General features: G+C 41.7%; 23 protein-coding genes, 1 pseudogene and 2 other annotated features. Of the genes and pseudogenes, 16 read left to right on the forward strand and 8 right to left on the reverse strand.

The features are described 5' to 3' along the window. Window positions 1-41 precede the first annotated feature (41 nt). The 12 genes from Q4443_RS04285 (at window position 42) to trpA (ending at window position 14,053) form a co-directional block, all read left to right on the forward strand. The gene (locus tag Q4443_RS04285) at window positions 42-1,787 is read left to right on the forward strand and encodes an ABC transporter ATP-binding protein (protein ID WP_303408006.1); all 1,746 of its coding nucleotides are present in this window, start codon (window positions 42-44) and stop codon (window positions 1,785-1,787) included. After that, window positions 1,777-3,519, forward strand: a complete 1,743-nt coding sequence (locus Q4443_RS04290) for an ABC transporter ATP-binding protein (RefSeq protein ID WP_049519685.1) — start codon at window positions 1,777-1,779, stop codon at window positions 3,517-3,519. Before Q4443_RS04285 ends, Q4443_RS04290 begins: the two co-directional genes overlap by 11 nt. 104 nt (window positions 3,520-3,623) lie before the next feature. After that, entirely contained in the window at window positions 3,624-4,316 is a 693-nt protein-coding gene (locus Q4443_RS04295; protein ID WP_000922222.1) for a sugar transferase, read from the forward strand. A 42-nt stretch (window positions 4,317-4,358) separates the two neighbouring features. Next, the gene (locus tag Q4443_RS04300; RefSeq protein ID WP_042902634.1) at window positions 4,359-5,588 is read left to right on the forward strand and encodes a DegT/DnrJ/EryC1/StrS aminotransferase family protein; all 1,230 of its coding nucleotides are present in this window, start codon (window positions 4,359-4,361) and stop codon (window positions 5,586-5,588) included. 34 nt (window positions 5,589-5,622) lie between these two features. Then, window positions 5,623-5,853, forward strand: a binding site (T-box leader). A gap of 162 nt (window positions 5,854-6,015) precedes the next feature. After that, complete coding sequence (gene trpB, locus Q4443_RS04305) at window positions 6,016-7,194, forward strand: tryptophan synthase subunit beta (protein WP_045592556.1); 1,179 nt, start codon at window positions 6,016-6,018, stop codon at window positions 7,192-7,194. Next, window positions 7,185-7,416, forward strand: a binding site (T-box leader). (Overlaps the previous gene by 10 nt.) A gap of 377 nt (window positions 7,417-7,793) precedes the next feature. After that, window positions 7,794-9,155: an anthranilate synthase component I gene (gene trpE, locus Q4443_RS04310; RefSeq protein WP_303408007.1), complete on the forward strand. Its 1,362-nt coding sequence runs from the start codon at window positions 7,794-7,796 to the stop codon at window positions 9,153-9,155. Next, window positions 9,152-9,718 carry an aminodeoxychorismate/anthranilate synthase component II gene (locus Q4443_RS04315; protein WP_042768746.1) on the forward strand — a complete coding sequence of 189 codons (567 nt, stop codon included), beginning with the start codon at window positions 9,152-9,154 and terminating at the stop codon, window positions 9,716-9,718. Before trpE ends, Q4443_RS04315 begins: the two co-directional genes overlap by 4 nt. Window positions 9,719-9,728: 10 nt before the next feature. Beyond that, complete coding sequence (gene trpD / locus Q4443_RS04320; RefSeq protein ID WP_049520405.1) at window positions 9,729-10,733, forward strand: anthranilate phosphoribosyltransferase; 1,005 nt, start codon at window positions 9,729-9,731, stop codon at window positions 10,731-10,733. Then, on the forward strand, window positions 10,730-11,497 hold the full coding sequence (gene trpC / locus Q4443_RS04325) for an indole-3-glycerol phosphate synthase TrpC (protein WP_049520406.1): 768 nt from the start codon (window positions 10,730-10,732) through the stop codon (window positions 11,495-11,497). Before trpD ends, trpC begins: the two co-directional genes overlap by 4 nt. Continuing rightward, on the forward strand, window positions 11,484-12,083 hold the full coding sequence (locus Q4443_RS04330; RefSeq protein ID WP_049520407.1) for a phosphoribosylanthranilate isomerase: 600 nt from the start codon (window positions 11,484-11,486) through the stop codon (window positions 12,081-12,083). The genes trpC and Q4443_RS04330 overlap by 14 nt, the downstream gene beginning before the upstream one ends. Continuing rightward, a complete protein-coding gene (gene trpB / locus Q4443_RS04335; protein WP_125828078.1) occupies window positions 12,061-13,284 on the forward strand; it encodes a tryptophan synthase subunit beta in 1,224 nt (407 codons plus the stop codon). Before Q4443_RS04330 ends, trpB (Q4443_RS04335) begins: the two co-directional genes overlap by 23 nt. Next, on the forward strand, window positions 13,277-14,053 hold the full coding sequence (trpA, locus tag Q4443_RS04340; protein WP_303408011.1) for a tryptophan synthase subunit alpha: 777 nt from the start codon (window positions 13,277-13,279) through the stop codon (window positions 14,051-14,053). The genes trpB (Q4443_RS04335) and trpA overlap by 8 nt, the downstream gene beginning before the upstream one ends. On the opposite strand, the gene Q4443_RS04345 is transcribed toward trpA, so the two are convergent. Beyond that, window positions 14,025-14,684 (reverse strand): A24 family peptidase, encoded by a 660-nt coding sequence (locus Q4443_RS04345; protein ID WP_049519698.1) that lies wholly within the window; start codon window positions 14,682-14,684, stop codon window positions 14,025-14,027. The genes trpA and Q4443_RS04345 overlap by 29 nt on opposite strands. Window positions 14,685-14,753: 69 nt before the next feature. Between Q4443_RS04345 and Q4443_RS04350 the strand changes: the two genes are divergently transcribed. The 3 genes from Q4443_RS04350 (at window position 14,754) to Q4443_RS04360 (ending at window position 16,428) form a co-directional block, all read left to right on the forward strand. Then, window positions 14,754-15,209: a GNAT family N-acetyltransferase gene (locus Q4443_RS04350; RefSeq protein ID WP_049519700.1), complete on the forward strand. Its 456-nt coding sequence runs from the start codon at window positions 14,754-14,756 to the stop codon at window positions 15,207-15,209. A 103-nt stretch (window positions 15,210-15,312) separates the two neighbouring features. Beyond that, window positions 15,313-15,837, forward strand: coding sequence for a hypothetical protein (locus Q4443_RS04355; protein ID WP_049519702.1), 525 nt, complete (start codon window positions 15,313-15,315; stop codon window positions 15,835-15,837). Window positions 15,838-15,906: 69 nt separating this feature from the next. After that, window positions 15,907-16,428: a hypothetical protein gene (locus Q4443_RS04360; RefSeq protein ID WP_049519703.1), complete on the forward strand. Its 522-nt coding sequence runs from the start codon at window positions 15,907-15,909 to the stop codon at window positions 16,426-16,428. 221 nt (window positions 16,429-16,649) lie between these two features. Here Q4443_RS04360 and Q4443_RS04365 read toward each other — a convergent pair whose 3' ends face one another. The 5 genes from Q4443_RS04365 to Q4443_RS04385 all read right to left on the reverse strand — a co-directional run bounded on the left by Q4443_RS04365 (window position 16,650) and on the right by Q4443_RS04385 (window position 18,571). Beyond that, window positions 16,650-16,853: a CsbD family protein gene (locus Q4443_RS04365; protein ID WP_000102421.1), complete on the reverse strand. Its 204-nt coding sequence runs from the start codon at window positions 16,851-16,853 to the stop codon at window positions 16,650-16,652. A gap of 41 nt (window positions 16,854-16,894) precedes the next feature. Further along, the gene (locus Q4443_RS04370; RefSeq protein WP_000072935.1) at window positions 16,895-17,479 is read right to left on the reverse strand and encodes an Asp23/Gls24 family envelope stress response protein; all 585 of its coding nucleotides are present in this window, start codon (window positions 17,477-17,479) and stop codon (window positions 16,895-16,897) included. A gap of 11 nt (window positions 17,480-17,490) precedes the next feature. Then, complete coding sequence (locus Q4443_RS04375; RefSeq protein ID WP_000454669.1) at window positions 17,491-17,661, reverse strand: DUF2273 domain-containing protein; 171 nt, start codon at window positions 17,659-17,661, stop codon at window positions 17,491-17,493. A gap of 10 nt (window positions 17,662-17,671) precedes the next feature. Beyond that, window positions 17,672-18,235: an alkaline shock response membrane anchor protein AmaP gene (gene amaP / locus Q4443_RS04380; protein WP_049519706.1), complete on the reverse strand. Its 564-nt coding sequence runs from the start codon at window positions 18,233-18,235 to the stop codon at window positions 17,672-17,674. A 99-nt stretch (window positions 18,236-18,334) separates the two neighbouring features. Then, on the reverse strand, window positions 18,335-18,571 hold the full coding sequence (locus tag Q4443_RS04385; RefSeq protein ID WP_000964741.1) for a GlsB/YeaQ/YmgE family stress response membrane protein: 237 nt from the start codon (window positions 18,569-18,571) through the stop codon (window positions 18,335-18,337). A 310-nt stretch (window positions 18,572-18,881) separates the two neighbouring features. Between Q4443_RS04385 and Q4443_RS04390 the strand changes: the two genes are divergently transcribed. After that, a complete protein-coding gene (locus Q4443_RS04390; protein WP_303408015.1) occupies window positions 18,882-20,360 on the forward strand; it encodes a M protein trans-acting positive regulator PRD domain-containing protein in 1,479 nt (492 codons plus the stop codon). 198 nt (window positions 20,361-20,558) lie between these two features. Here the strand turns inward: Q4443_RS04390 and Q4443_RS10375 are convergent. Both Q4443_RS10375 and Q4443_RS04395 read right to left on the reverse strand, forming a co-directional pair. After that, window positions 20,559-20,663 (reverse strand): annotated as a pseudogene (locus tag Q4443_RS10375) (VOC family protein); the annotation flags it as partial. A gap of 45 nt (window positions 20,664-20,708) precedes the next feature. Further along, window positions 20,709-21,713, reverse strand: a complete 1,005-nt coding sequence (locus tag Q4443_RS04395) for an NADP-dependent oxidoreductase (RefSeq protein ID WP_303408017.1) — start codon at window positions 21,711-21,713, stop codon at window positions 20,709-20,711. Window positions 21,714-21,772 lie beyond the last annotated feature (59 nt).

A 21,772-nucleotide genomic window follows, 5' to 3' on the forward strand; every position in this document is an offset into this window, starting at 1 on the left:
TCTTGGCCTCAGGTTTCTATTTGCAATCAGAAAGGGATGTTATGTCCATTATTCAAAAACTTTGGTGGTTTTTCAAGTTAGAAAAACGCCGTTATCTAGTCGGGATTGTGGCCCTGGTTTTGGTTTCCGTTCTCAATCTCATTCCACCTATGGTTATGGGACGAGTCATTGATGCTATCACATCAGGGCAATTAACCCAGCAGGCCCTCCTTCTTGACCTATTTTACTTGCTTCTTGCGGCCTTTGGGATGTACTATCTGCGCTATGTTTGGCGTATGTATATCCTTGGGACTTCCTACCGTTTGGGACAGATTATGCGCTCTCGCTTGTTTGAGCATTTCACAAAAATGTCTCCAGCCTTTTATCAAACCTATCGGACTGGGGACCTGATGGCACACGCAACCAACGATATCAATGCCCTAACGCGTCTGGCAGGGGGCGGTGTTATGTCTGCCGTGGATGCCTCTATCACGGCTTTGGTGACCTTGCTGACCATGCTCTTTAGCATTTCGTGGCAAATGACGCTAGTTGCCATTCTACCCTTACCTTTCATGGCTTATGCGACCAGTCGTCTAGGGAGAAAGACCCACAAGGCCTTTGGCGAGTCACAGGTAGCCTTTTCTGAACTCAATAACAAGGTGCAGGAGTCTGTATCGGGTATTAAAGTGACCAAGTCTTTCGGTTATCAGGCGGATGAGTTGAAGTCCTTTCAGGCAGTAAATGAATTGACCTTCCAAAAGAACCTCCAAACCATGAAATACGATAGTCTCTTTGACACTATGGTTCTCTTGTTTGTTGGTTCCTCCTATGTTTTAACCCTTTTGATCGGTTCCTTGATGGTTCAGGAGGGACAGATTACGGTTGGGAATCTGGTCACCTTTATCAGCTACTTGGATATGTTGGTCTGGCCTCTTATGGCCATTGGTTTCCTCTTTAATATCACTCAGCGAGGCAAGGTTTCTTACCAACGGATTGAGGAACTTTTATCTCAGGAATCACCTGTAAAAGACCCTGAGTTTCCTCTGGACGGTATTGAAAATGGACGTTTGGAGTACGCTATTGGCAGCTTTGCCTTTGAAAATGAGGAGACACTGAATGATATTCACTTTAGTCTGGAAAGAGGGCAAACCTTGGGCTTAGTCGGACAGACAGGCTCTGGGAAAACGTCCTTGATTAAGCTCCTCTTGCGTGAATACGATGTGGATAAGGGAGCTATTTATCTAAACGGTCACGATATTCGGGATTATCGTCTGACAGACCTTCGCAGTCTCATGGGCTATGTCCCTCAGGACCAGTTCCTCTTTGCGACCTCTATCTTAGACAATATCCGCTTTGGTAATCCGAACTTGCCCCTTTCAGCAGTTGAGGAAGCGACTAAGCTAGCTCAAGTTTACCAAGATATTGTAGACATGCCTCAGGGCTTTGATACAGTTATCGGTGAAAAAGGAGTCAGTCTTTCAGGTGGTCAAAAGCAACGTCTGGCTATGAGTCGGGCTATGATTTTAGACCCTGATATCTTGATTCTAGATGATTCCTTGTCCGCCGTGGATGCCAAGACGGAGTATGCCATCATCGACAATCTCAAGGAGACGCGGAGGGATAAGACAACCATTATCACAGCCCATCGCCTCAGTGCAGTTGTCCATGCAGATCTGATTTTGGTTCTGCAAAATGGCCAAATCATAGAACGGGGCACGCACGAAGACCTGCTAGTCCTAGATGGCTGGTATGCCCAAACCTACCAGTCTCAGCAGTTGGAAATGAAAGGAGAAGAAGATGCAGAATAAGAAAGAACAATGGGCTGTATTGAAGCGCTTGATGTCCTATCTCAAGCCCTACGGCCTCCTGACCTTTTTGGCACTCAGTTTTCTCCTAGCGACGACGGTCATTAAAAGTGTCATTCCCCTTGTGGCTTCCCACTTTATCGATCAGTACCTCAGCAATATTAATCAACTGGCCGTGACCGTTTTGCTGGTCTACTATGGTCTTTATATCCTACAAACTCTGGTCCAGTATGTCGGGAATCTTCTCTTTGCGCGGGTGTCCTACAGTATTGTTAGAGATATTCGTCGCGATGCCTTTGCCAATATGGAGAAACTGGGTATGTCTTACTTTGACAAGACGCCAGCAGGCTCCATCGTTTCTCGTTTGACAAATGATACCGAAACCATCAGTGATATGTTTTCGGGGATTTTATCCAGCTTTATCTCAGCAGTTTTCATTTTTCTAACAACCCTTTATACCATGTTGGTGCTGGATTTTCGTTTGACAGCTTTAGTCCTGCTCTTTCTACCCTTGATTTTCCTGTTGGTCAATCTCTATCGGAAAAAGTCAGTGAAAATCATCGAAAAAACCAGAAGTCTCTTGTCAGATATCAATAGTAAGCTGGCAGAGAATATCGAGGGAATCAGGATTATCCAGGCCTTTAATCAAGAGAAGCGCCTGCAGGCAGAATTTGATGAAATCAACCAAGAACATTTGGTCTATGCCAACCGTTCTGTAGCCTTGGATGCCCTCTTTTTGAGACCTGCCATGAGTTTGTTGAAACTCCTAGGCTACGCAGTTTTGATGGCCTATTTTGGCTACCGTGGGCTTTATCTGGGAATAACAGCAGGAACTATGTATGCCTTTATCCAGTACATCAATCGTCTCTTTGACCCCTTGATTGAGGTGACGCAAAACTTTTCAACCCTTCAAACTTCTATGGTTTCTGCAGGCCGTGTTTTTGCCTTGATTGATGAGAGGACCTATGAACCCCTTCAAAAGGATAGCCAAGCAAAGATTACAGAAGGCAATATTCGTTTTGAACATGTGTGTTTCTCATATGATGGCAAACACCCGATTCTGGATGACATTTCTTTTTCAGTTAACAAGGGGGAAACCATTGCCTTTGTAGGTCATACAGGTTCGGGGAAATCATCTATTATCAATGTCCTCATGCGTTTTTATGAATTTCAGTCAGGCCGAGTTCTCTTGGATGGTGTGGATATTAGGGACTACAGTCAGGAAGAGCTGAGAAAGAACATCGGTCTGGTCTTGCAGGATCCCTTCCTCTATCATGGGACTATCAAGTCCAATATCGCCATGTACCAAGACATTAGTGATGATCAGGTCCAGGCTGCGGCTGCCTTTGTCGATGCAGATTCCTTTATTCAGGAGCTTCCGCAGGGTTATAATGCACCTGTATCTGAGCGTGGTTCGAGCTTTTCTACTGGCCAACGCCAGCTTCTTGCCTTTGCCAGAACAGTTGCTAGTCAACCTAAAATCCTGATTTTGGATGAAGCGACAGCCAATATTGATTCGGAAACAGAAAGTTTGGTTCAAGATTCCCTAGCTAAGATGAGACAGGGTCGGACGACCATTGCTATTGCTCATCGCCTTTCGACCATCCAAGACGCCAACTGTATCTACGTTTTGGACAAGGGGCGCATCATCGAGAGTGGAACCCATGAGGAACTCTTGGACTTGGGAGGAACCTATCACAAGATGTATAGCTTGCAGGCAGGGGCTCTTACCTAAAGAAGAATTCCTTTAAATTACAGATTTCTTGCACCGCCTTTTCCATTTTGTGGTATAATGAAAAATGTTGACAAATAGTATAATAAAAACAAAGGAGAAACAGCATGCTGAAATGGGAAGACTTGCCCGTGGAAATGCAATCAAGCGAGGTTGAGTCTTATTACCAGCTTGTCTCTAAAAGGAAGGGGTCGCTGATTTTCAAGCGTTGCCTGGATTGGGTTCTGGCCCTGTTTTTGCTACTTTTGACTTCTCCCGTCTTTCTTATCTTGAGCATTTGGATCAAGTTGGATAGCAAGGGACCAGTCATTTATAAGCAAGAGCGCGTGACCCAGTATAACCGTCCGTTCAAGATTTGGAAGTTCCGTACCATGGTAACGGATGCGGATAAAAAAGGAAGTCTGGTGACTTCTGCTAACGATAGTCGCATTACCAAGGTGGGAAATTTTATTCGCCGTGTGCGCTTGGACGAACTGCCTCAGTTGGTCAATGTTCTTAAAGGCGAAATGTCCTTTGTTGGGACAAGGCCTGAAGTGCCACGTTACACAGAGCAGTATAGTCCTGAAATGATGGCGACCTTGCTCTTGCCGGCAGGAATCACCTCTCCAGCCAGCATCAACTACAAGGATGAGGATACGATCATCAGTCAAATGACGGAGAAAGGTCTAACGGTTGATCAGGCCTATGTCGAACACGTCCTACCTGAAAAGATGCGCTATAACCTCGCCTATCTCCGAGAGTTTAGTTTCCTTGGAGACATCAAAATCATGTTTCAAACCGTGTTTGAGGTACTAAAATAAAGTAGTCATGAGAAAATGAGTACAGATAAAAGGAGCAAATCAATGCCAAATTACAATATTCCATTTTCACCACCCGATATTACGGAAGCAGAAATTGCTGAAGTAGCGGATACCCTGCGTTCTGGTTGGATCACAACAGGTCCGAAGACAAAAGAACTGGAGCGTCGCTTGTCTCAATACACACAGACACCTAAGACTGTCTGTCTCAACTCTGCGACAGCCGCTCTTGAGTTGATTTTGCGTGTTTTGGAAGTGGGACCTGGTGATGAAGTCATCGTTCCAGCTATGACTTATACAGCTTCATGTAGTGTCATCACACACGTGGGAGCGACCCCTGTCATGGTGGATATTCAAGCAGATACTTTTGAAATGGACTATGACTTGCTTGAGCAAGCTATTACTGAGAAAACTAAGGTGATTATTCCGGTTGAGCTTGCAGGGATTGTTTGCGACTATGACCGTTTGTTCCAAGTCGTGGAGAAAAAACGTGACCTCTTTACAGCTGCTAGCAAGTGGCAAAAGGCCTTTAACCGTATCGTGATTGTCTCTGATAGTGCCCATGCTTTGGGATCTACTTACAAAGGGCAACCAGCTGGTTCTATCGCTGACTTTACTTCCTTCTCATTCCATGCCGTTAAGAACTTTACAACGGCTGAGGGAGGAAGTGCGACTTGGAAAGCCAATCCAGCGATTGATGACGAAGAGATGTATAAGGAGTTCCAAATTCTTTCCCTTCACGGGCAAACTAAAGACGCTCTTGCCAAAATGCAATTGGGTTCATGGGAGTACGATATCGTTACACCAGCCTACAAGTGCAATATGACGGATATCATGGCTTCGATTGGTTTGGTACAATTGGACCGTTACCCAGCTTTGCTACAACGTCGTAAGGACATCGTGGACCGCTATGATCGTGGTTTTGCGGGTACTCGTATTCACCCACTGGCACACAAGACTGATACTGTCGAATCTTCACGCCACCTCTACATCACCCATGTAGAAGGAGCAAGTTTAGAAGAACGCAACCTCATCATCCAAGAATTGGCCAAAGCAGGAATTGCAAGTAATGTACACTATAAACCGCTTCCTCTCTTGACAGCCTATAAGAATCTTGGTTTTGATATGGCAGATTATCCAAGAGCCTATGCCTTCTTTGAAAACGAAATTACCCTCCCTCTTCACACTAAATTAAGCGATGAAGAAGTTGATTACATCGTTCAGACTTTGGTGAGAATTTCTGAAGAAATCCTCGGATCAGGAAAAAAATCATAAAAAAATCTTGACAAAAAGCGGACAATAGCATATAATATTCTCAACAAATCAGAAAAGTAACTATTTTTGATCTTCAGGGAGCCTGTGGTGATTGTGAACAGGTGGTTGGAAGTAGTGAAAGTGGGCTGATTTTAAAAATGAATTTGAAACAATGAAAATTCGGTGCGCACACCTTACAGTGCAACTTGTTGTTAGACAAGGTAGAGATGTAAAGGGGATAGTCCCTTTATAATTGAGGTGGCACCGCGTTACTAACGCCCTCACACAGAAGTAGATTCTGTGTGTGGGCTTTTTTCTTTCGGTCATTTTGTTTATCTTTTATTAGGGCGTTAAGTCGCTTTGATGAACTTGAGTTCTATCTGCAGCTCCTTGCCTACTACTAAAAGCAAACAAAACGGCCGGATTAATATGGAAAGAGGAAATTTTTATGACAACTAAAGGATATTTTGGACAATTTGGTGGTAGTTTTGTACCGGAGCCAATTCAGGCTTTGTTGGATGAGTTAGAAGTGACTTTTGACAAGTACAAGGATGATCCAGAATTTTTGGCAGAATTTCGCCATTACTTGAAGGATTATTCTGGTCGTGAAACACCGCTTTATTTTGCGGAAAGTTTGACAGATCACTTAGGTGGGGCTAAGATTTATCTCAAGCGCGAAGACCTTAACCACCTTGGTTCTCACAAGCTCAACAACGTTTTAGGTCAAATTCTTCTTGCCAAACGTATGGGCAAAAAGCGAGTGATTGCAGAAACAGGAGCTGGTCAGCACGGTGTTGCGACAGCAGCAGCTGCAGCCAAGTTTGGTATGGCCTGTGATGTCTATATGGGGGCAGAGGATGTGGAGCGTCAACGTCTCAATGTTTTCCGTATGGAGATGATGGGAGCAACTGTTCACGCAGTTGAAACAGGCACTCGTACCCTCAAGGATGCGGTCGATGCAGCCTTTGGAGCATGGATGAATGACCTTGAAGCCTTCTACGTTTTGGGATCTGCTGTGGGGCCTCACCCTTATCCAACTATTGTCCATGAGTTCCAAAAAGTGATTAGTGAAGAATCACGTCGTCAAATCTTGGAAAAAGAAGGACGCTTGCCAGATTACGTCATTGCCTGTGTAGGTGGTGGTTCTAATGCTATCGGTGCTTTTTCACAGTATGTGGCTGATGAAGAAGTCAAATTGGTTGGGGTCGAAGCTGCCGGTCACGGACTTGACACAGACAAGCACGCAGCCACTATGACAAAAGGTAGTGTCGGAATTGTCGACGGTATGAAGACTTATGCAGTCTTTAAGGAAGATGGAGAGCTAGCGCCAGTTTACTCTATCTCAGCTGGTTTGGACTATCCAGGGGTTGGCCCAGAACACGCCTACTTTAAAGATTCAGGCCGCGTAGAATACGTAGCAGCGACAGATGAAGAAGCTGTTCAAGCCTTGCTCCTTCTAAGCAAGACTGAAGGGATTATCCCAGCGATTGAAAGTTCGCACGCAATCGCAGAAGCGGTTAAACGTGCACCGAAACTAAGTAAAGATGAGATCATCATCATCAATGTCTCTGGTCGTGGAGACAAGGACGTAGCTGCGATTGCAGACTACCTAGAAGCTAAAAAATAAAAGATGGAAAAATTACAGTCTTTTCTCTCACAGAGAGCTTGTGGTTGCTGGAAACAAGCAGAGAAAGCTGTAAGGTTGGGTCCATTTGAAACGAGAGAAGAAAACATAATTCTCAAGGGAGTGCCCTTTATCGCACAGCCTGTTACAGGAAGGTTCTGAGACAGGAATGAGAGATAGGGGAAATCCTATAATTGAGGTGGCACCGCGAATTTCGTCCTCACGCAAGTTATTTTGCGTGGGGATTTTTATATATTTATCGTAGATATGGTCATCAGTTTTAAATTATGCTTCATCATTAGATAGATTTCTATAAAATATTTGCTAACGAAGTGAGCATTGACCCGCTATTTCCCGCTATAGTGGTATTCTAGAGAAGCAAAGATGCTTCTCTAGAACGGAATTTTTGAGAGTAAAATAGTTCGGGGAACTATTTTAGCTTGAGCCTAGAAATGAATGAGCGAGGAGCTCGAAAATTAGGTCTTTCATTTTATGGTTTTCTAAAATCATCCACTGGATAATTTTACCTCCCGTCCGCACTATTTAAGGGAAATAGAAAAAAGACCAAAAATTAAAAATAAGAAATTGAAAGGGAAATTGCAATGGAACGAATCATTCATGGAGATGTCTTATCACCAATCTTGGCTTATATGCGCCTAAAGGGGCAACACAAGGTGATCTTAGAGAGTATTCCGAGAGACAAGGAAACCGCTCGTTTTTCTATCCTAGCCTATAATCCGGTTTTTGAGATTAAGTTTGAAAATGGAGTCCTTTATCAAAATGGTCAAGTGATTGATCGGGATCCCTTGGATTTCCTTTATGAAGTGACTCATAAGAGCCAGCACCATTCAGACCTCCCTTTTGGTGGGGGAGCTATTGGCTTTGTCGGTTACGATATGATTTCTCTTTATGAAGAAATTGGCCAAATCCCTGAGGATACCATTGGAACGCCAGACATGCATTTCTTTGTCTATGAGAGCTACATGGTTTTTGACCACAAGAAAGAAAAAATTCATGTCATAGAGGATGCTCTTTATAGCAATCGCAGTCAAGAAGACTTGGAAAAAGCCTTGAACCAAGTGCTTGAGGAATTACGCATTCCTGCTCCAAATGAATTTGAAGATTTGGATCTATCTCCGCTGGACTTCAAACCGCATATCGCTCCTCAGAAGTTTGAGGAAATGGTCGAAACAGCTCGCGACTTGATTCGTAATGGTGACATGTTCCAATGCGTGCTCAGTCAGCGTTTCTCAGCAGAAGTTACTGGAAATCCATTTGACTTTTACAGAAATCTTCGCGTGACCAATCCATCGAATTACCTCTATTTTTACGACTTTGGGGATTATCAAATCATCGGAGCTAGTCCTGAAAGTTTGGTTTCTGTTAAAAATGGCATAGTGACAACCAATCCGATTGCCGGTACGCGACCAAGAGGAGCTACGGATGAAGAGGACAAGGCCTTGGCGACAGATTTACTTTCTGATGAGAAGGAAACAGCAGAACATCGAATGTTGGTAGACTTGGGGCGTAACGATATTGGTCGCATCTCTGAAACAGCCAGTATCCAAGTCACCAAGTATATGGAAGTGGAGCTCTTCCGCTATGTCATGCATTTGACCAGCGTGGTCAAGGGACGTTTGCTTCCAGACCTCACTGCCATGGATGCTTTGAAAGCCACACTTCCAGCTGGAACAGTTTCAGGAGCACCAAAGATTCGAGCCATGAGACGCATCTATGAACTGGAGACGGAAAAACGAGGCGTATACGCAGGGGCAATCGGCTACTTGTCTGCGACGGGTGATATGGATTTGGCCATTGCCATCCGAACCATGATTCTCAAAGATCAAACAGCCTATGTGCAGGCTGGGGCAGGGATTGTCTATGACTCCATTGCCCAAAATGAATACCAAGAAACCATTAACAAGGCTAAATCTATGACTAGAATTGGAGAACTAAGACCATGATTTTATTGATTGACAACTATGATTCTTTTACCTATAACTTGGCTCAATACATTGGGAATTTTGCAGAAGTGCAGGTCCTGAGAAATGATGATCCTAAGCTGTATGAAGAAGCTGAAAAAGCAGATGGTCTGGTCTTTTCTCCCGGTCCAGGTTGGCCAGTGGATGCTGGAAAGATGGAAGACATGATTCGTGATTTTGCAGGTAAGAAGCCGATTTTAGGGATTTGTTTGGGTCACCAAGCTATCGCAGAAGTCTTTGGTGGGAAGCTAGGCTTGGCTCCCAAGGTCATGCATGGGAAACAGAGCCATATCAGCTTTGAAGCGCCATCTCTTCTCTATCAAGGCATTGAGGATGGTCGTCCAGTCATGCGTTATCACAGTATTTTGATAGAAGAAATGCCAGAAGAGTTTGAAGTGACAGCTCGTTCTACTGATGACCAAGCCATTATGGGAATTCAACACAAAAGCCTGCCGATTTATGGCTTCCAGTACCATCCAGAAAGTATTGGAACGCCAGATGGCTTGTCTTCTATTCGGAATTTTATTGAGAAGGTTGTAAAGTGAGGTTGCCTATATGAAAGAGATTATTGAAAAATTAGCAAAATTTGAAAATTTATCAGGTGTGGAAATGACGGATGTAATCGAGCGTATCGTAACTGGGCGTGTAACCGAAGCGCAGATTGCTTCTCTTCTCTTGGCCCTTAAGATGAAGGGGGAAACACCTGAAGAACGCACAGCCATTGCACAAGTCATGAGAGGCCATGCCCAACACATTCCAACTGAAATCCATGATGCAATGGACAACTGTGGTACAGGTGGTGACAAGTCTTTCAGCTTTAACATTTCCACAACTGCAGCCTTTGTCTTGGCTGGTGGCGACATTCATATGGCTAAGCACGGTAACCGTTCGATTTCTTCTAAATCAGGTTCGGCAGATGTCCTTCAAGCATTGGGCATCAATCTTGACCTCAAACCAGCTGAACTAGGTAAGGTTTTCGATAAAACTGGAATCGTCTTTCTCTTTGCTAAAAATATGCACCCAGCTATGAAGTACATCATGCCAGCTCGTTTGGAATTGGGAATTCCAACGATCATGAACTTGACTGGTCCACTGATTCACCCAATGGCCTTGGAAACACAGCTGCTTGGCATTAGTCGTCCAGAACTTCTAGAAAGTACAGCTCAGGTTTTGAAAAATATGGGTCGCAAACGTGCCATCGTGGTTGCTGGACCAGAAGGGCTGGATGAAGCTGGCTTGAACGGAACAACCAAGATTGCTCTTCTTGAAAATGGCGAAATCACCTTGTCAAGTTTCACTCCAGAGGATTTGGGGATGAAACACTACGCTATCGAAGATATCCGTGGAGGGAATGCTCAGGAAAATGCAGAGATTTTGCTTAGCGTTCTTCAAAACGAACCAAGTCCATTCTTGGAAACGACAGTCTTGAATGCTGGTCTTGGTTTCTATGCCAATGGTAAGGTAGCTAGTATCAAGGAAGGAGTTGCCTTGGCCCGTCAAGTGATTGCTAGTGGTAAGGCCCTAGAAAAACTCAGACTGTTACAGGAGTATCAAAAATGAGTCAGGAATTTTTAGCACGAATTTTGGAGCAGAAGGCTCATGAGGTCGAGCAGATGGAGCTGGAGGAAGTCCAGCCCCTACGCCAGACCTATCGCCTAGCTGAATTTTTGAAGAATCACCAAGATCGTTTACAGGTAATCGCTGAAGTCAAGAAGGCTAGCCCTAGTCTGGGAGATATCAATCTCGATGTGGATATTGTGCAACAGGCCCAGACTTATGAAGCGAACGGAGCAGTGATGATTTCGGTTTTGACAGATGAGATTTTCTTTAAAGGGCATTTGGATTATCTACGGGAGATTTCCAGTCAAGTAGAGATTCCGACGCTCAACAAGGACTTTATCATCGATGAAAAACAAATCATCCGCGCTCGCAATGCCGGCGCGACAGTTATCTTGCTCATCGTGGCTGCCTTGTCAGAAGAACGCCTCAAGGAACTGTATGACTACGCGACAGAGCTTGGTCTGGAAGTCTTGGTGGAAACTCACAATCTAGCTGAACTAGAGGTAGCCCACAGACTGGGTGCTGAGATTATTGGGGTTAATAACCGCAACTTGACCACCTTTGAAGTCGACTTGCAGACCAGTGTAGACTTGGCCCAGTACTTTAAGGAAGGTCGCTATTACATTTCTGAATCTGCTATTTTCACAGGGCAGGATGCAAAACGAGTAGCACCATACTTTAACGGAATTTTGGTGGGAACAGCTCTCATGCAGGCAGAAGATGTAGCCCAGAGAATCAAGGAGTTGCAGATTGACAAAGGTTAAGATTTGTGGACTATCGACCAAAGAAGCGGTAGAGACAGCCGTATCAGCAGGGGCAGACTACATCGGTTTTGTCTTCGCACCCAGTAAAAGACAGGTGACCTTGGAAGAGGCTACAGAGCTGGCAAAGCTCATTCCTGTGAACGTTAAGAAGGTTGGCGTATTTGTTTCACCAAGTCGGGCAGAACTGCTAGAAGCGATTGACAAAGTTTGCTTGGACTTGGTTCAAGTTCATGGTCAGGTAGCAGATGATTTGTTTGAGGATTTGCCTTGCGCTAGCATTCAGGCGGTGCAGGTGGATGGAAATGGTCATGTCCCCAATTCTCAGGCAGACTATTTACTCTTTGATGCTCCTGTAGCAGGGAGTGGACAGACTTTTGACTGGGGTCAACTAGATACGTCTGGACTAGCCCAGCCATTTTTCATCGCAGGTGGGCTTAATGAAGACAATGTAGAAGAAGCAATTCAACACTTTACTCCCTATGCAGTAGATGTATCGAGTGGAGTGGAGACAGATGGACAGAAAGATCAGGAAAAGATTAGAAGATTTATAGAGAGGGTAAAGCATGGCATATCAAGAACCAAATAAAGATGGATTTTACGGAAAATTCGGCGGACGTTTCGTCCCAGAAACATTGATGACAGCAGTTTTGGAGTTGGAAAAAGCTTATCGTGAAAGTCAGGCAGACCCAAGCTTCCAAGAGGAATTGAACCAACTTTTGCGCCAGTACGTAGGACGTGAAACTCCTCTTTACTACGCAAAAAACTTGACCCAGCATATTGGCGGAGCCAAGATTTATCTCAAGCGTGAAGACCTCAACCATACAGGGGCCCACAAGATTAACAATGCCTTGGGACAAGTTCTTCTGGCTAAACGTATGGGCAAAAATAAAATTATCGCTGAAACAGGTGCTGGTCAGCACGGTGTGGCAACTGCAACAGCTGCGGCCCTCTTTAACATGGAATGTACCATTTACATGGGTGAGGAAGATGTCAAACGCCAAGCCCTTAATGTCTTTCGTATGGAGCTTTTGGGAGCTAAGGTTGAGGCCGTGACAGATGGTTCGCGCGTGCTAAAGGATGCGGTCAATGCAGCCCTTCGTTCATGGGTAGCGAATATCGATGATACCCACTATATCCTTGGTTCTGCCTTAGGACCTCATCCATTCCCAGAAATCGTTCGTGACTTCCAAAGTGTCATCGGTCGAGAAGCCAAACAACAGTACCGTGACTTGACAAGTCAAGATTTGCCAGATGCTCTAGTAGCTTGTGTTGGTGGTGGTTCTAATGCCATCGGTCTCTTCCATCCCTTTGTAGAAGATGAGTCTGTTGCCATGTATGGGGCTGAAGCAGCAGGGCTTGGTGTGGACACGGAGCATCACGCAGCGACCTTGACCAAGGGTCGTCCGGGTGTCCTCCACGGTTCTCTCATGGATGTGCTCCAAGATGCTCATGGTCAAATTCTTGAAGCCTTCTCTATCTCAGCAGGTTTGGACTATCCTGGTATCGGTCCAGAACATTCTCACTACCACGATATCAAACGTGCCAGCTATGTTCCTGTGACTGACGAGGAAGCCTTGGAAGGATTCCAACTCTTGTCTCGTGTGGAAGGGATTATTCCAGCCTTGGAATCTAGCCATGCGATTGCCTTCGCGGTGAAATTGGCCAAAGAACTTGGTCCAGACAAGTCAATGATTGTCTGCCTATCCGGTCGTGGGGACAAGGATGTAGTTCAAGTCAAAGACCGCTTGGAAGCAGATGCAGCAAAGAAGGGAGAAGCCCATGCCTAAGACACTAACAGAAAAATTGAATGCTATCAAAGCAGCTGGAAAAGGAATTTTCGTTCCCTATATCATGGCTGGAGACCATGAGAAAGGTTTGGATGGTCTCGCTGAAACAATCCACTTTTTAGAAGATTTGGGTGTTTCAGCTATTGAAGTGGGCATTCCCTTTTCAGACCCTGTTGCAGATGGACCTGTGATCGAAGAAGCAGGCTTGCGTAGTCTAGCTCGCGGGACTTCTACACAAGCTTTGGTTGAAACCTTGAAAACCATTCAGACTGAGGTACCACTGGTCATCATGACCTACTTCAACCCCCTTTTTCAGTACGGTGTGGACAAATTTGTCAAAGATCTGGCAGATACTGCAGTTAAGGGCTTGATTATCCCAGACCTGCCTCATGAGCATGCCAACTTTGTAGAGCCATTTTTGGTAGACACAGATATCGCCTTGATTCCCCTAGTAAGTTTGACAACAGGGATTGAGCGTCAGAAAGAGTTGATCAAGGGAGTAGAAGGCTTCGTCTATGCCGTTGCTATCAATGGGGTGACAGGGAAATCAGGAAATTACCGCGCAGACTTGGACAAGCACTTGGCACAATTGCATCAAGTAGCTGACATCCCAGTCTTGACAGGTTTTGGCGTATCTAGTCAAGCAGATGTCGAACGCTTTAATGCGGTATCAGATGGTGTTATTGTCGGTTCGAAAATTGTAAAAGCTCTCCACCAAGGAGAGCCGATTGAGGACTTTATCAAACAAGCAGTAGCTTACCAAAAATAATCACACAAGTAGCAAGTAAGAGGAAAGGCACAAAAGGAAGTCTTTCCTTTTTCTTTTGTAGGAGAAAGGCTAGAATCCCTGTCGCAGAAGCAAACTGAATCAAGATGAGTAATTCGGTCGCGCTAAAGACGAGAGCACAAGAAGCCAGAAAGAGAAAATCCCCTGCGCCCATGCGAATGTCGATAAAATGAGCCATGATTCCGAGGACAAGGAAGAAAATCATAACCAGATTCCAGCCAGAGCAGGCCATGAGGATTAGGTGGAACGTCAGCCAGACTAGTAAGGGATATTCCTGATGGCGAAAGTCGTAGATGCCCAAGGTTGAGCCAGCAGTGATTAGGATGGCTTGACCCAAGGAAATCCAACCCAAAGACCAAGTCAGAAAGAGGAGTCCTAAGCCGAATTCAAAAAGGGCATACCAGAATGGATAGCGAATCTTGCAGTAGCGACAGCGAAAGCGATTGAAGACCTGCGAGAGAATAGGAATCAAATCTGAGGGACGCAAGCGAGTCTGACAGGAATCACAGTGACTAGCCGGTCGAATAATGGATTGCTCAGGAAAACGGTCAATGACCAAACCCAAGAAGGAAGCGAGAATGCTCCCGACAAGAAAAAAATAAAGATCAATCATACTTATCTATTCGTAAAAAATAGAAGAAGTAGTATAATAAAGAAACATTGATAAGATGGTGAGGTCAAGATGACAATTCGTTTTGAAGAAAATGTGAGCATAGAAAATGCTCAGCTCGTATGCCAATGGTCCAACTCCCTTGGCAAATCCTTTCAAGAACAATGGATGGGAACAATGATTCCTTTTCCCTTAACAATTCAAATCTTGCAAGATTTGAAAGGAATCTTTTCAATCTTTGATGGACAAGAGTTTGTGGGGCTTATCCAGAAAATCAGGCTAGAAGACAGGAATCTTCATATCGGGAGATTTTTTATCAATCCCCAGAAACAGGGGCAGGGCTTAGGTAGCCAGGCTTTAAGGAAATTTGTTAGTTTGGCCTTTGAAAATGAAGACATAGACACTATTTCTCTAAATGTCTACGAGGCAAATCAAACAGCTTACAAGCTTTACCAAAAAGAAGGATTTGAAACCGTTCAAATGGTTGAAGTACCTATACGAAAATACATCATGAAAAAGGGCAGATAACAGTCAGGTGGGGCTAGAGTCCCAAGGATTTTTAAGGAAAAGGAAGTTCTCTTTCAAAGTTAGAAACAAGACTTCTATGATTTCTTAGATAGAGGAGATAAAAATGTCGAGACCTAGAAAAATACGAATCTTGCTCGCTTCTGTACTTGCCTTAGTTGTTGGTATCACTCTTTATTCTCAGTATCAAAGCCACCAAGAACGGTTCCAATTAAAGACCTCCTTTGAAGAAAAGGACACTATAGCCGTCTTAAAACATTTAACGGCGTCAGGAAAATATGCGTCTGACATGCGAAAAGCTGGCTATATTGTTCCTCCCGACGGTGCCATTCGCTTGGATGGAGGAATTGACTCCATAGGGATAAAAGGAGACATCGATTTGAAAATGTCGAATCCTAGAAGGGATGAAGTCTCGGTTTTATTTGAAACAATGGTAAATGAGGAAAAAATAGATGCCTACTATATTTTAGATCATCAATTTACTCTAAAACGTAGTTACTATTCTTATATTAGTAATCAAAATAAAGAAAGTGTGACGATATCTCAAGCCGAAGAAGAACGCTTGTTAAAGATTGTTCAAAAAGAGTTGAAAGCTTTTCTAGATAAGATGTATCAGACTTTATATGGTTGATGGCACTATTGAGAAACTAACACGAGATCTTGTTTAGAATGTCAACGAAGATGAGAAAGGAGGGACAAAATGTTTACAGAATTGCTCTTTATTGTCTTTTTTGTGTTACTTTTACGTTTGTTTAAAATTAGGCGCTCACGAATGATTATAGGAGTCTTGTATAGTTTGCTGCTAGTCTGGTTTGTCTTTTCAGTTTTGAACTATGGCAAATACACTCTTCAACCAGGTCAATCCGTCAACTTAAGAGTAAATCCCAGAACACAAGATTTGGATTACTATTCAATCTTCATCTTGAAGAAAAACGATTCAAGTAAAATTAAATTAACTGGCTCTAGTGTTTGGAGTGAGAGAAATGGTGATGTTTACTATGAAGTAGAGGGACAAAAAATTATAAAAAGCCATGGTTTGGATGAGGAGGATGAAGAACTTCCAAACACCCAACCAGATATTTATTTAGTAAAAGATGGAGTTGTTGTGAGTTACCAAGGTGAAAAAGTCTTTGATGCCACCAATAACAAGCCCTACACGATAACCATTACCAACGTAGACAACCAACCAGCCCAATTTGAAGCTCAGGTGGTGGATAAATAAGCCAGTCTAGTAGTGTGCAACCTTTTCAATTTTGTTTCAATTCAATAAAAAACATATTATTTTAAGTAAGCAAACAAGCCCTGAAAACAGAGCTTTTCCTGTTAAGAATTTCTTTTAACGAAAATTGGGAAGCGTGTTTAGAATCCGATCTACAAAAAAAGAGGACATTTACGGTCCTCTTTTTGACTACTATAGATGAAAAGGTCAGCTAACTTTGAGCCTTATTTTTCGTCTTTGTGAAGCATGTTTTTAACACCTTCAATAGCGCCTTCGACAGCATCTTTAGCATCTTCAGCAACTTCTTTTACTTTAGAAACAACTTTTTCAGCTGTTCCTTCTTTTTCCATTTTTTCATCGCCGATCATTTTGCCGACACCTTCTTTAATGGAACCTTTTGCTTGGTTTAATTTTTCTTCTGTTGACATGATTCTGCCTCCTTTAAATTAATTGATTTTGACAAGATGAATTAGTGTACGCGAGCATTTTCCTTTGTTTCGCCCTTAACGGCTTCAACACCTTCGCCTACTTTTTCTTGAACAGCAGCAACACCTGAACCGATACCAGATTTCACTTTTTCAAATTGTTCTGAAGCAAATTCTCCTGTTGAAGAAGCCACGTCAGTTACTCGGTCTTGAAGGCTAACTGAATCTGCTTCATGCTGTTCCTTCGTTTTGATATCAACAACATTCACATTGACTTCAACAACTTCTAGATCAGTCATTTTTGTAACTTGTGATACGACAACATCTTTGATTTCTTTGTATAAAGCAGGGACATTCTTTTGGTACTCAACAACAATGTTCAAGTCAACTGCAACTTGCTCTTTCCCAACTTCAACATTGACACCATGAGTGACATTATCTGTATTGATGATTTTTTCTGTTAGATTAGAGAAGAATCCTCCATCCACATCCAAAAGTCCAGGTACTTTTTCAAGTGAAAGACCAATGATTTTTTGGATTACTTTGTTTTCATAAGTGAGTTCCCCTTTAACATCTTGAGAAACAACAGCAACATCTTTTTTTTCTACATTTTTATCTACGTTTGACATACGAGACTCCTTTATTTATTTAAATATTTTTCCTTAACATAGTATCCTGCAAATGCTCCTAAGGCTCCACAAATTAGTACAAATAGTGTTTTGAAAAAGCCAAAGGATAAGATAAAGCAAGCGAGAATGACACCTACTAAACCTGCAATAATTGGATACTGATATTTTTTAAACCATTCCATTTTTACTTCCTTACTTTACACGACTAACAGTCTTTTTGGTCGTTTTTCGAGGTTCAACTTCTTTAACTTTAACTTCAAGTTTTACCTCACGTTCAATACCAAAGAACTGCTTTAATCCATGAGTTATTTCATTCTGAATGACTAGACATCGATTTGAGATGTTGTCTGAAGGAAGAATTTTCCCTTCTACAGTAACGAAACATTTATTTTTGCGGCTATTAACATGGACCGTTGGTTCTTTCATCAACTGATGATCAATGACCAAACATCGAACAAAGCCTTCGATAGCTGAATTTTTTAGTTTTAATGTATCTTCTTGAGTTTCTAATTGAATCTCTAGATATTGTTTAGGATAAAAGAGTATCACTAACATTGAAATTAAAACTAAAACAGATAGGACAAGTGTCCCCCAAAAGACATATCTAGCAATCAGGAATTCAGCGTAGAGTTCTCTCCAACTGAATAAGTGGATTCCTAAATCACTGACCTGATGATAATCTATGAGAATAGGAAGGAAAATAGCCAAGATTAAGATACAGAAAATAAGTAACAATATTTTCTTTGATTTTGACATATTAAATCCTTTCAATTGAAAAGCTTTAAACCATAATTTTACCCGTCTACATTATTCAAAATTATGGCTTATCACTTTTAATTTCTTATTAGGTAATGCTTATTTTTTACCAAATAGAAATGAAACGACTGCAACAACAATCACAGCACCTACGATTGACGGAATAATAGCCATTCCAGCCAATGAAGGTCCCCAGCTTCCTAGAAGTGATTGCCCTACAGACGAACCGATAAGACCTGCAAAGATATTTGCAATCAATCCCATTGAACCACCTTTTTTAGTGATTGCACCTGCGATGAGACCAATAAGACCTCCTACAATAATGGACCACAACATAGTGTATCCTCCTTTTCTATTTCTAAATCAAAGAATCAATTTCAGAAAATCAATTCCTTTGATTAAATTAATTATATAATATTTAAATATGGAAAGATAATAATTTGTCTTAAATTACGTATTATAAAAACACACCAAAGGTACAAATAAATAAGAAAAGATTGATGCTACTGGGTTTCTAAGGGATTAGACTAGTCTTTTGATGACAAGCAAAAGTCGTTGTAAGAGGATAAATGCACTCTATATGGTATAATTGCATGAAGATTGATAGGCAATCGTTTAGTTTATTATAAAGAGAGAAAAGCTATTCATGAGAGATTTATTATCTAAAAAAAGTCATAGGCAATTAGAATTATTAGAATTATTATTTGAATATAAACGATGGTTTCATCGTTCTGAACTAGCAGAGTTACTAAATTGTACAGAACGTGCAGTCAAAGATGATCTATCCCATGTTAAATCTGCTTTTCCTGACTTGATTTTTCATTCTTCTACTAATGGTATACGCATTATTAATACCGATGATAGTGATATTGAAATGGTTTACCATCATTTCTTTAAACATTCAACTCATTTTTTGATTTTAGAATTCATCTTCTTTAATGAAGGTTGTCAAGCTGAGAGTATTTGTAAAGAATTTTATATCAGTTCTTCCTCTCTTTACCGTATCATCAGTCATATTAATAAAATTATTAAGAAACAATATCGTTTTGAAATCAACCTTAATCCAGTTCGAATCACAGGAAATGAGATTGATATCCGTTACTTTTTTGCTCAGTATTTTTCAGAGAAATATTATTTCCTTGAATGGCCTTTTGAAGATTTTTCAGTAGAACCTTTGTGTAAGCTGTTAGCACTGGTCTATAAAGAAACAGCATTTCCTGTCAATTTCGCAACTCAAAGAATGCTAAAGTTGCTCCTAGTTACGAACCTATATAGAATAAAGTTTGGTCATTTTATGGAAATAGAGAAAGATTCTTTTAACGACCAAAGTTTGAATGCTTTGATGCAGGCAGAAGGAATAGAAGGTGTTGCACAGAGTTTTGAATCAGAATACAATCTCTCTTTAGATGAAGAAGTTGTTTGCCAATTATTTGTGTCTTACTTTCAAAAAATGTTTTTCATAGATGAAAGTCTCTTTATAAAATGCGTAAAAAATGATAGCTATGTTGAAAAATCTTACCATCTATTGAGTGATTTTATTGATCAGATTTCAGTCAAGTATCAGATTGAGATTGAGAATAAGGATAATCTGATTTGGCATCTGCATAATACCGCACATCTGTATCGTCAAGAGTTGTCCACTGAGTTTATTTTATTTGATCAAAAAGGGAATACAATCAGGAATTTTCAAAATATTTTTCCTAAATTTGTTTCAGATGTAAAAAAAGAGCTTTCTCATTATTTAGAGACTCTTGAGGTTTGTTCTAGTTCAATGATGGTAAATCATATATCTTATACCTTCATCACTCATACCAAACATTTGGTGCTTAATTTACTACAAAATCAGCCAAAGCTGAAGGTTCTGGTTATGAGCAATTTTGATCAGTATCATGCCAAATCCGTTGCAGAGACACTTTCTTATTATTGCAGCAACAATTTTGAACTTGAAGTTTGGACTGAATTAGAATTATCAAAGGAATCTTTAGAAGAATCGCCTTATGATATCATCATTTCTAATTTTATTATTCCTCCGATTGAAAATAAGAGACTCATCTATTCCAATAATATAAACACGGTCTCACTCATATCTTTGTTAAATGCCATGATGTTTATTCGATTAGATTAGTGAGTGAAAGAAGACTCCATCCATCTCTAGGGTAGATTTCCTATAGATAGGTGGAGTCTTTTTGAATATTAAAAAAGCTTCATATGATTTATCATCAGAATTGAAAAATACTCATTAAATAGAATCATATGAAACAGTTCATTTTTATCATTAGCAGAGTTACTAGTTCCATTCATTTGTATGCTAGTCAATGACGAAGAGGTCCTCATTACTTGTAACCTCGGTGACATAGTATGCTAGGCATGACAAACCTTGCTGACGTTTGGTTAGCCCTTTTTCGGAACACTTATTCACTGCCAAGTGACGAATTGATTTTTTGTAGTAAGATATGACATTGTGTTTTCCTTTTTATTTCTTAAAGCTGAGGACTGTTTTTCCACGTGAGCGACCATTAGCGACCTTGTCTAAGGCGCTATTCACTTCTTCAAATGGATAAACTGTATCGATAGAGGGTTTGATTTCTAATTTACTAAAGAGGTCAGCTACCTCTTGTAATTGAGCGCCATTGCTTTCTACAAAGATAAAATGGTAGCGGACACCATATTTTTCCGCCATCTTATCGAATTTGCGACCTGCTAAGCCAAGAATAATCTGTTTCCATTTTGGTAGATTCATGCGTTTGGCAAAGGCACCGTTTGGCAAGGCACGAAGTGAAACAAGATGACCACCTTTTTTCATGATAGACATTTGTTTTTCAGTTTCAGCTCCACCGAGAGTATCGAGGACATAATCCACCTGACTAATAGTTTTTGTATAATCCTCTGTTTTGTAATCGATAAATCTATCTGCTCCTAGTTTCAACACACGCTCAGCACTATCTCCAGAACCGTTGGTGATGACTTTCAAACCTTTGGCCTTGGCAATCGGAATGGCCATTCCACCGACACCTCCAGTACCACCAGAAATAAAGATCGTTTTCCCAGCTTGAGTGCCCATGAGGTCAAGAGCCTGCATGATAGTCAAGGCAGTAAGAGGAACAGCAGCGGCTTCCTCGTCTGATAGATAGTCTGGAACCTTGGCTAAGGCTTGGCTATCGACAGCTACGTATTCTGCAAAGGCGCCGATATGATCAAGTGGCAGACGGCCAAAGACACGGTCTCCTATCTGAAAGTTGTCAACTTGCTTGCCAATGCTTTCAACGATCCCACCGACCTCGTTACCTGCAGTTTGAGGAAGTTTGTAAGGAACAATCATCTTGACCTCACCACGAGAGATCATGTTATCGAGAGGATTAACACCGGCTGCGGTGACTTTCACCAAGACTTGTTTGTCTGTAATACTTGGTTTAGCGATTTCTGTGATGTTCAGTGTGATATTGTTTTTGTTATAAGTAGTGTGTTGCGCGGCTTTCATTGTCTTCTCTTTTCTTTTTAATATGATTTTATATACCTGTATCTGATACAAGTATATGT

Origin of the sequence: Streptococcus sp. GP0011 (assembly GCF_030546305.1) — a bacterium.
GTDB lineage: Bacteria > Bacillota > Bacilli > Lactobacillales > Streptococcaceae > Streptococcus.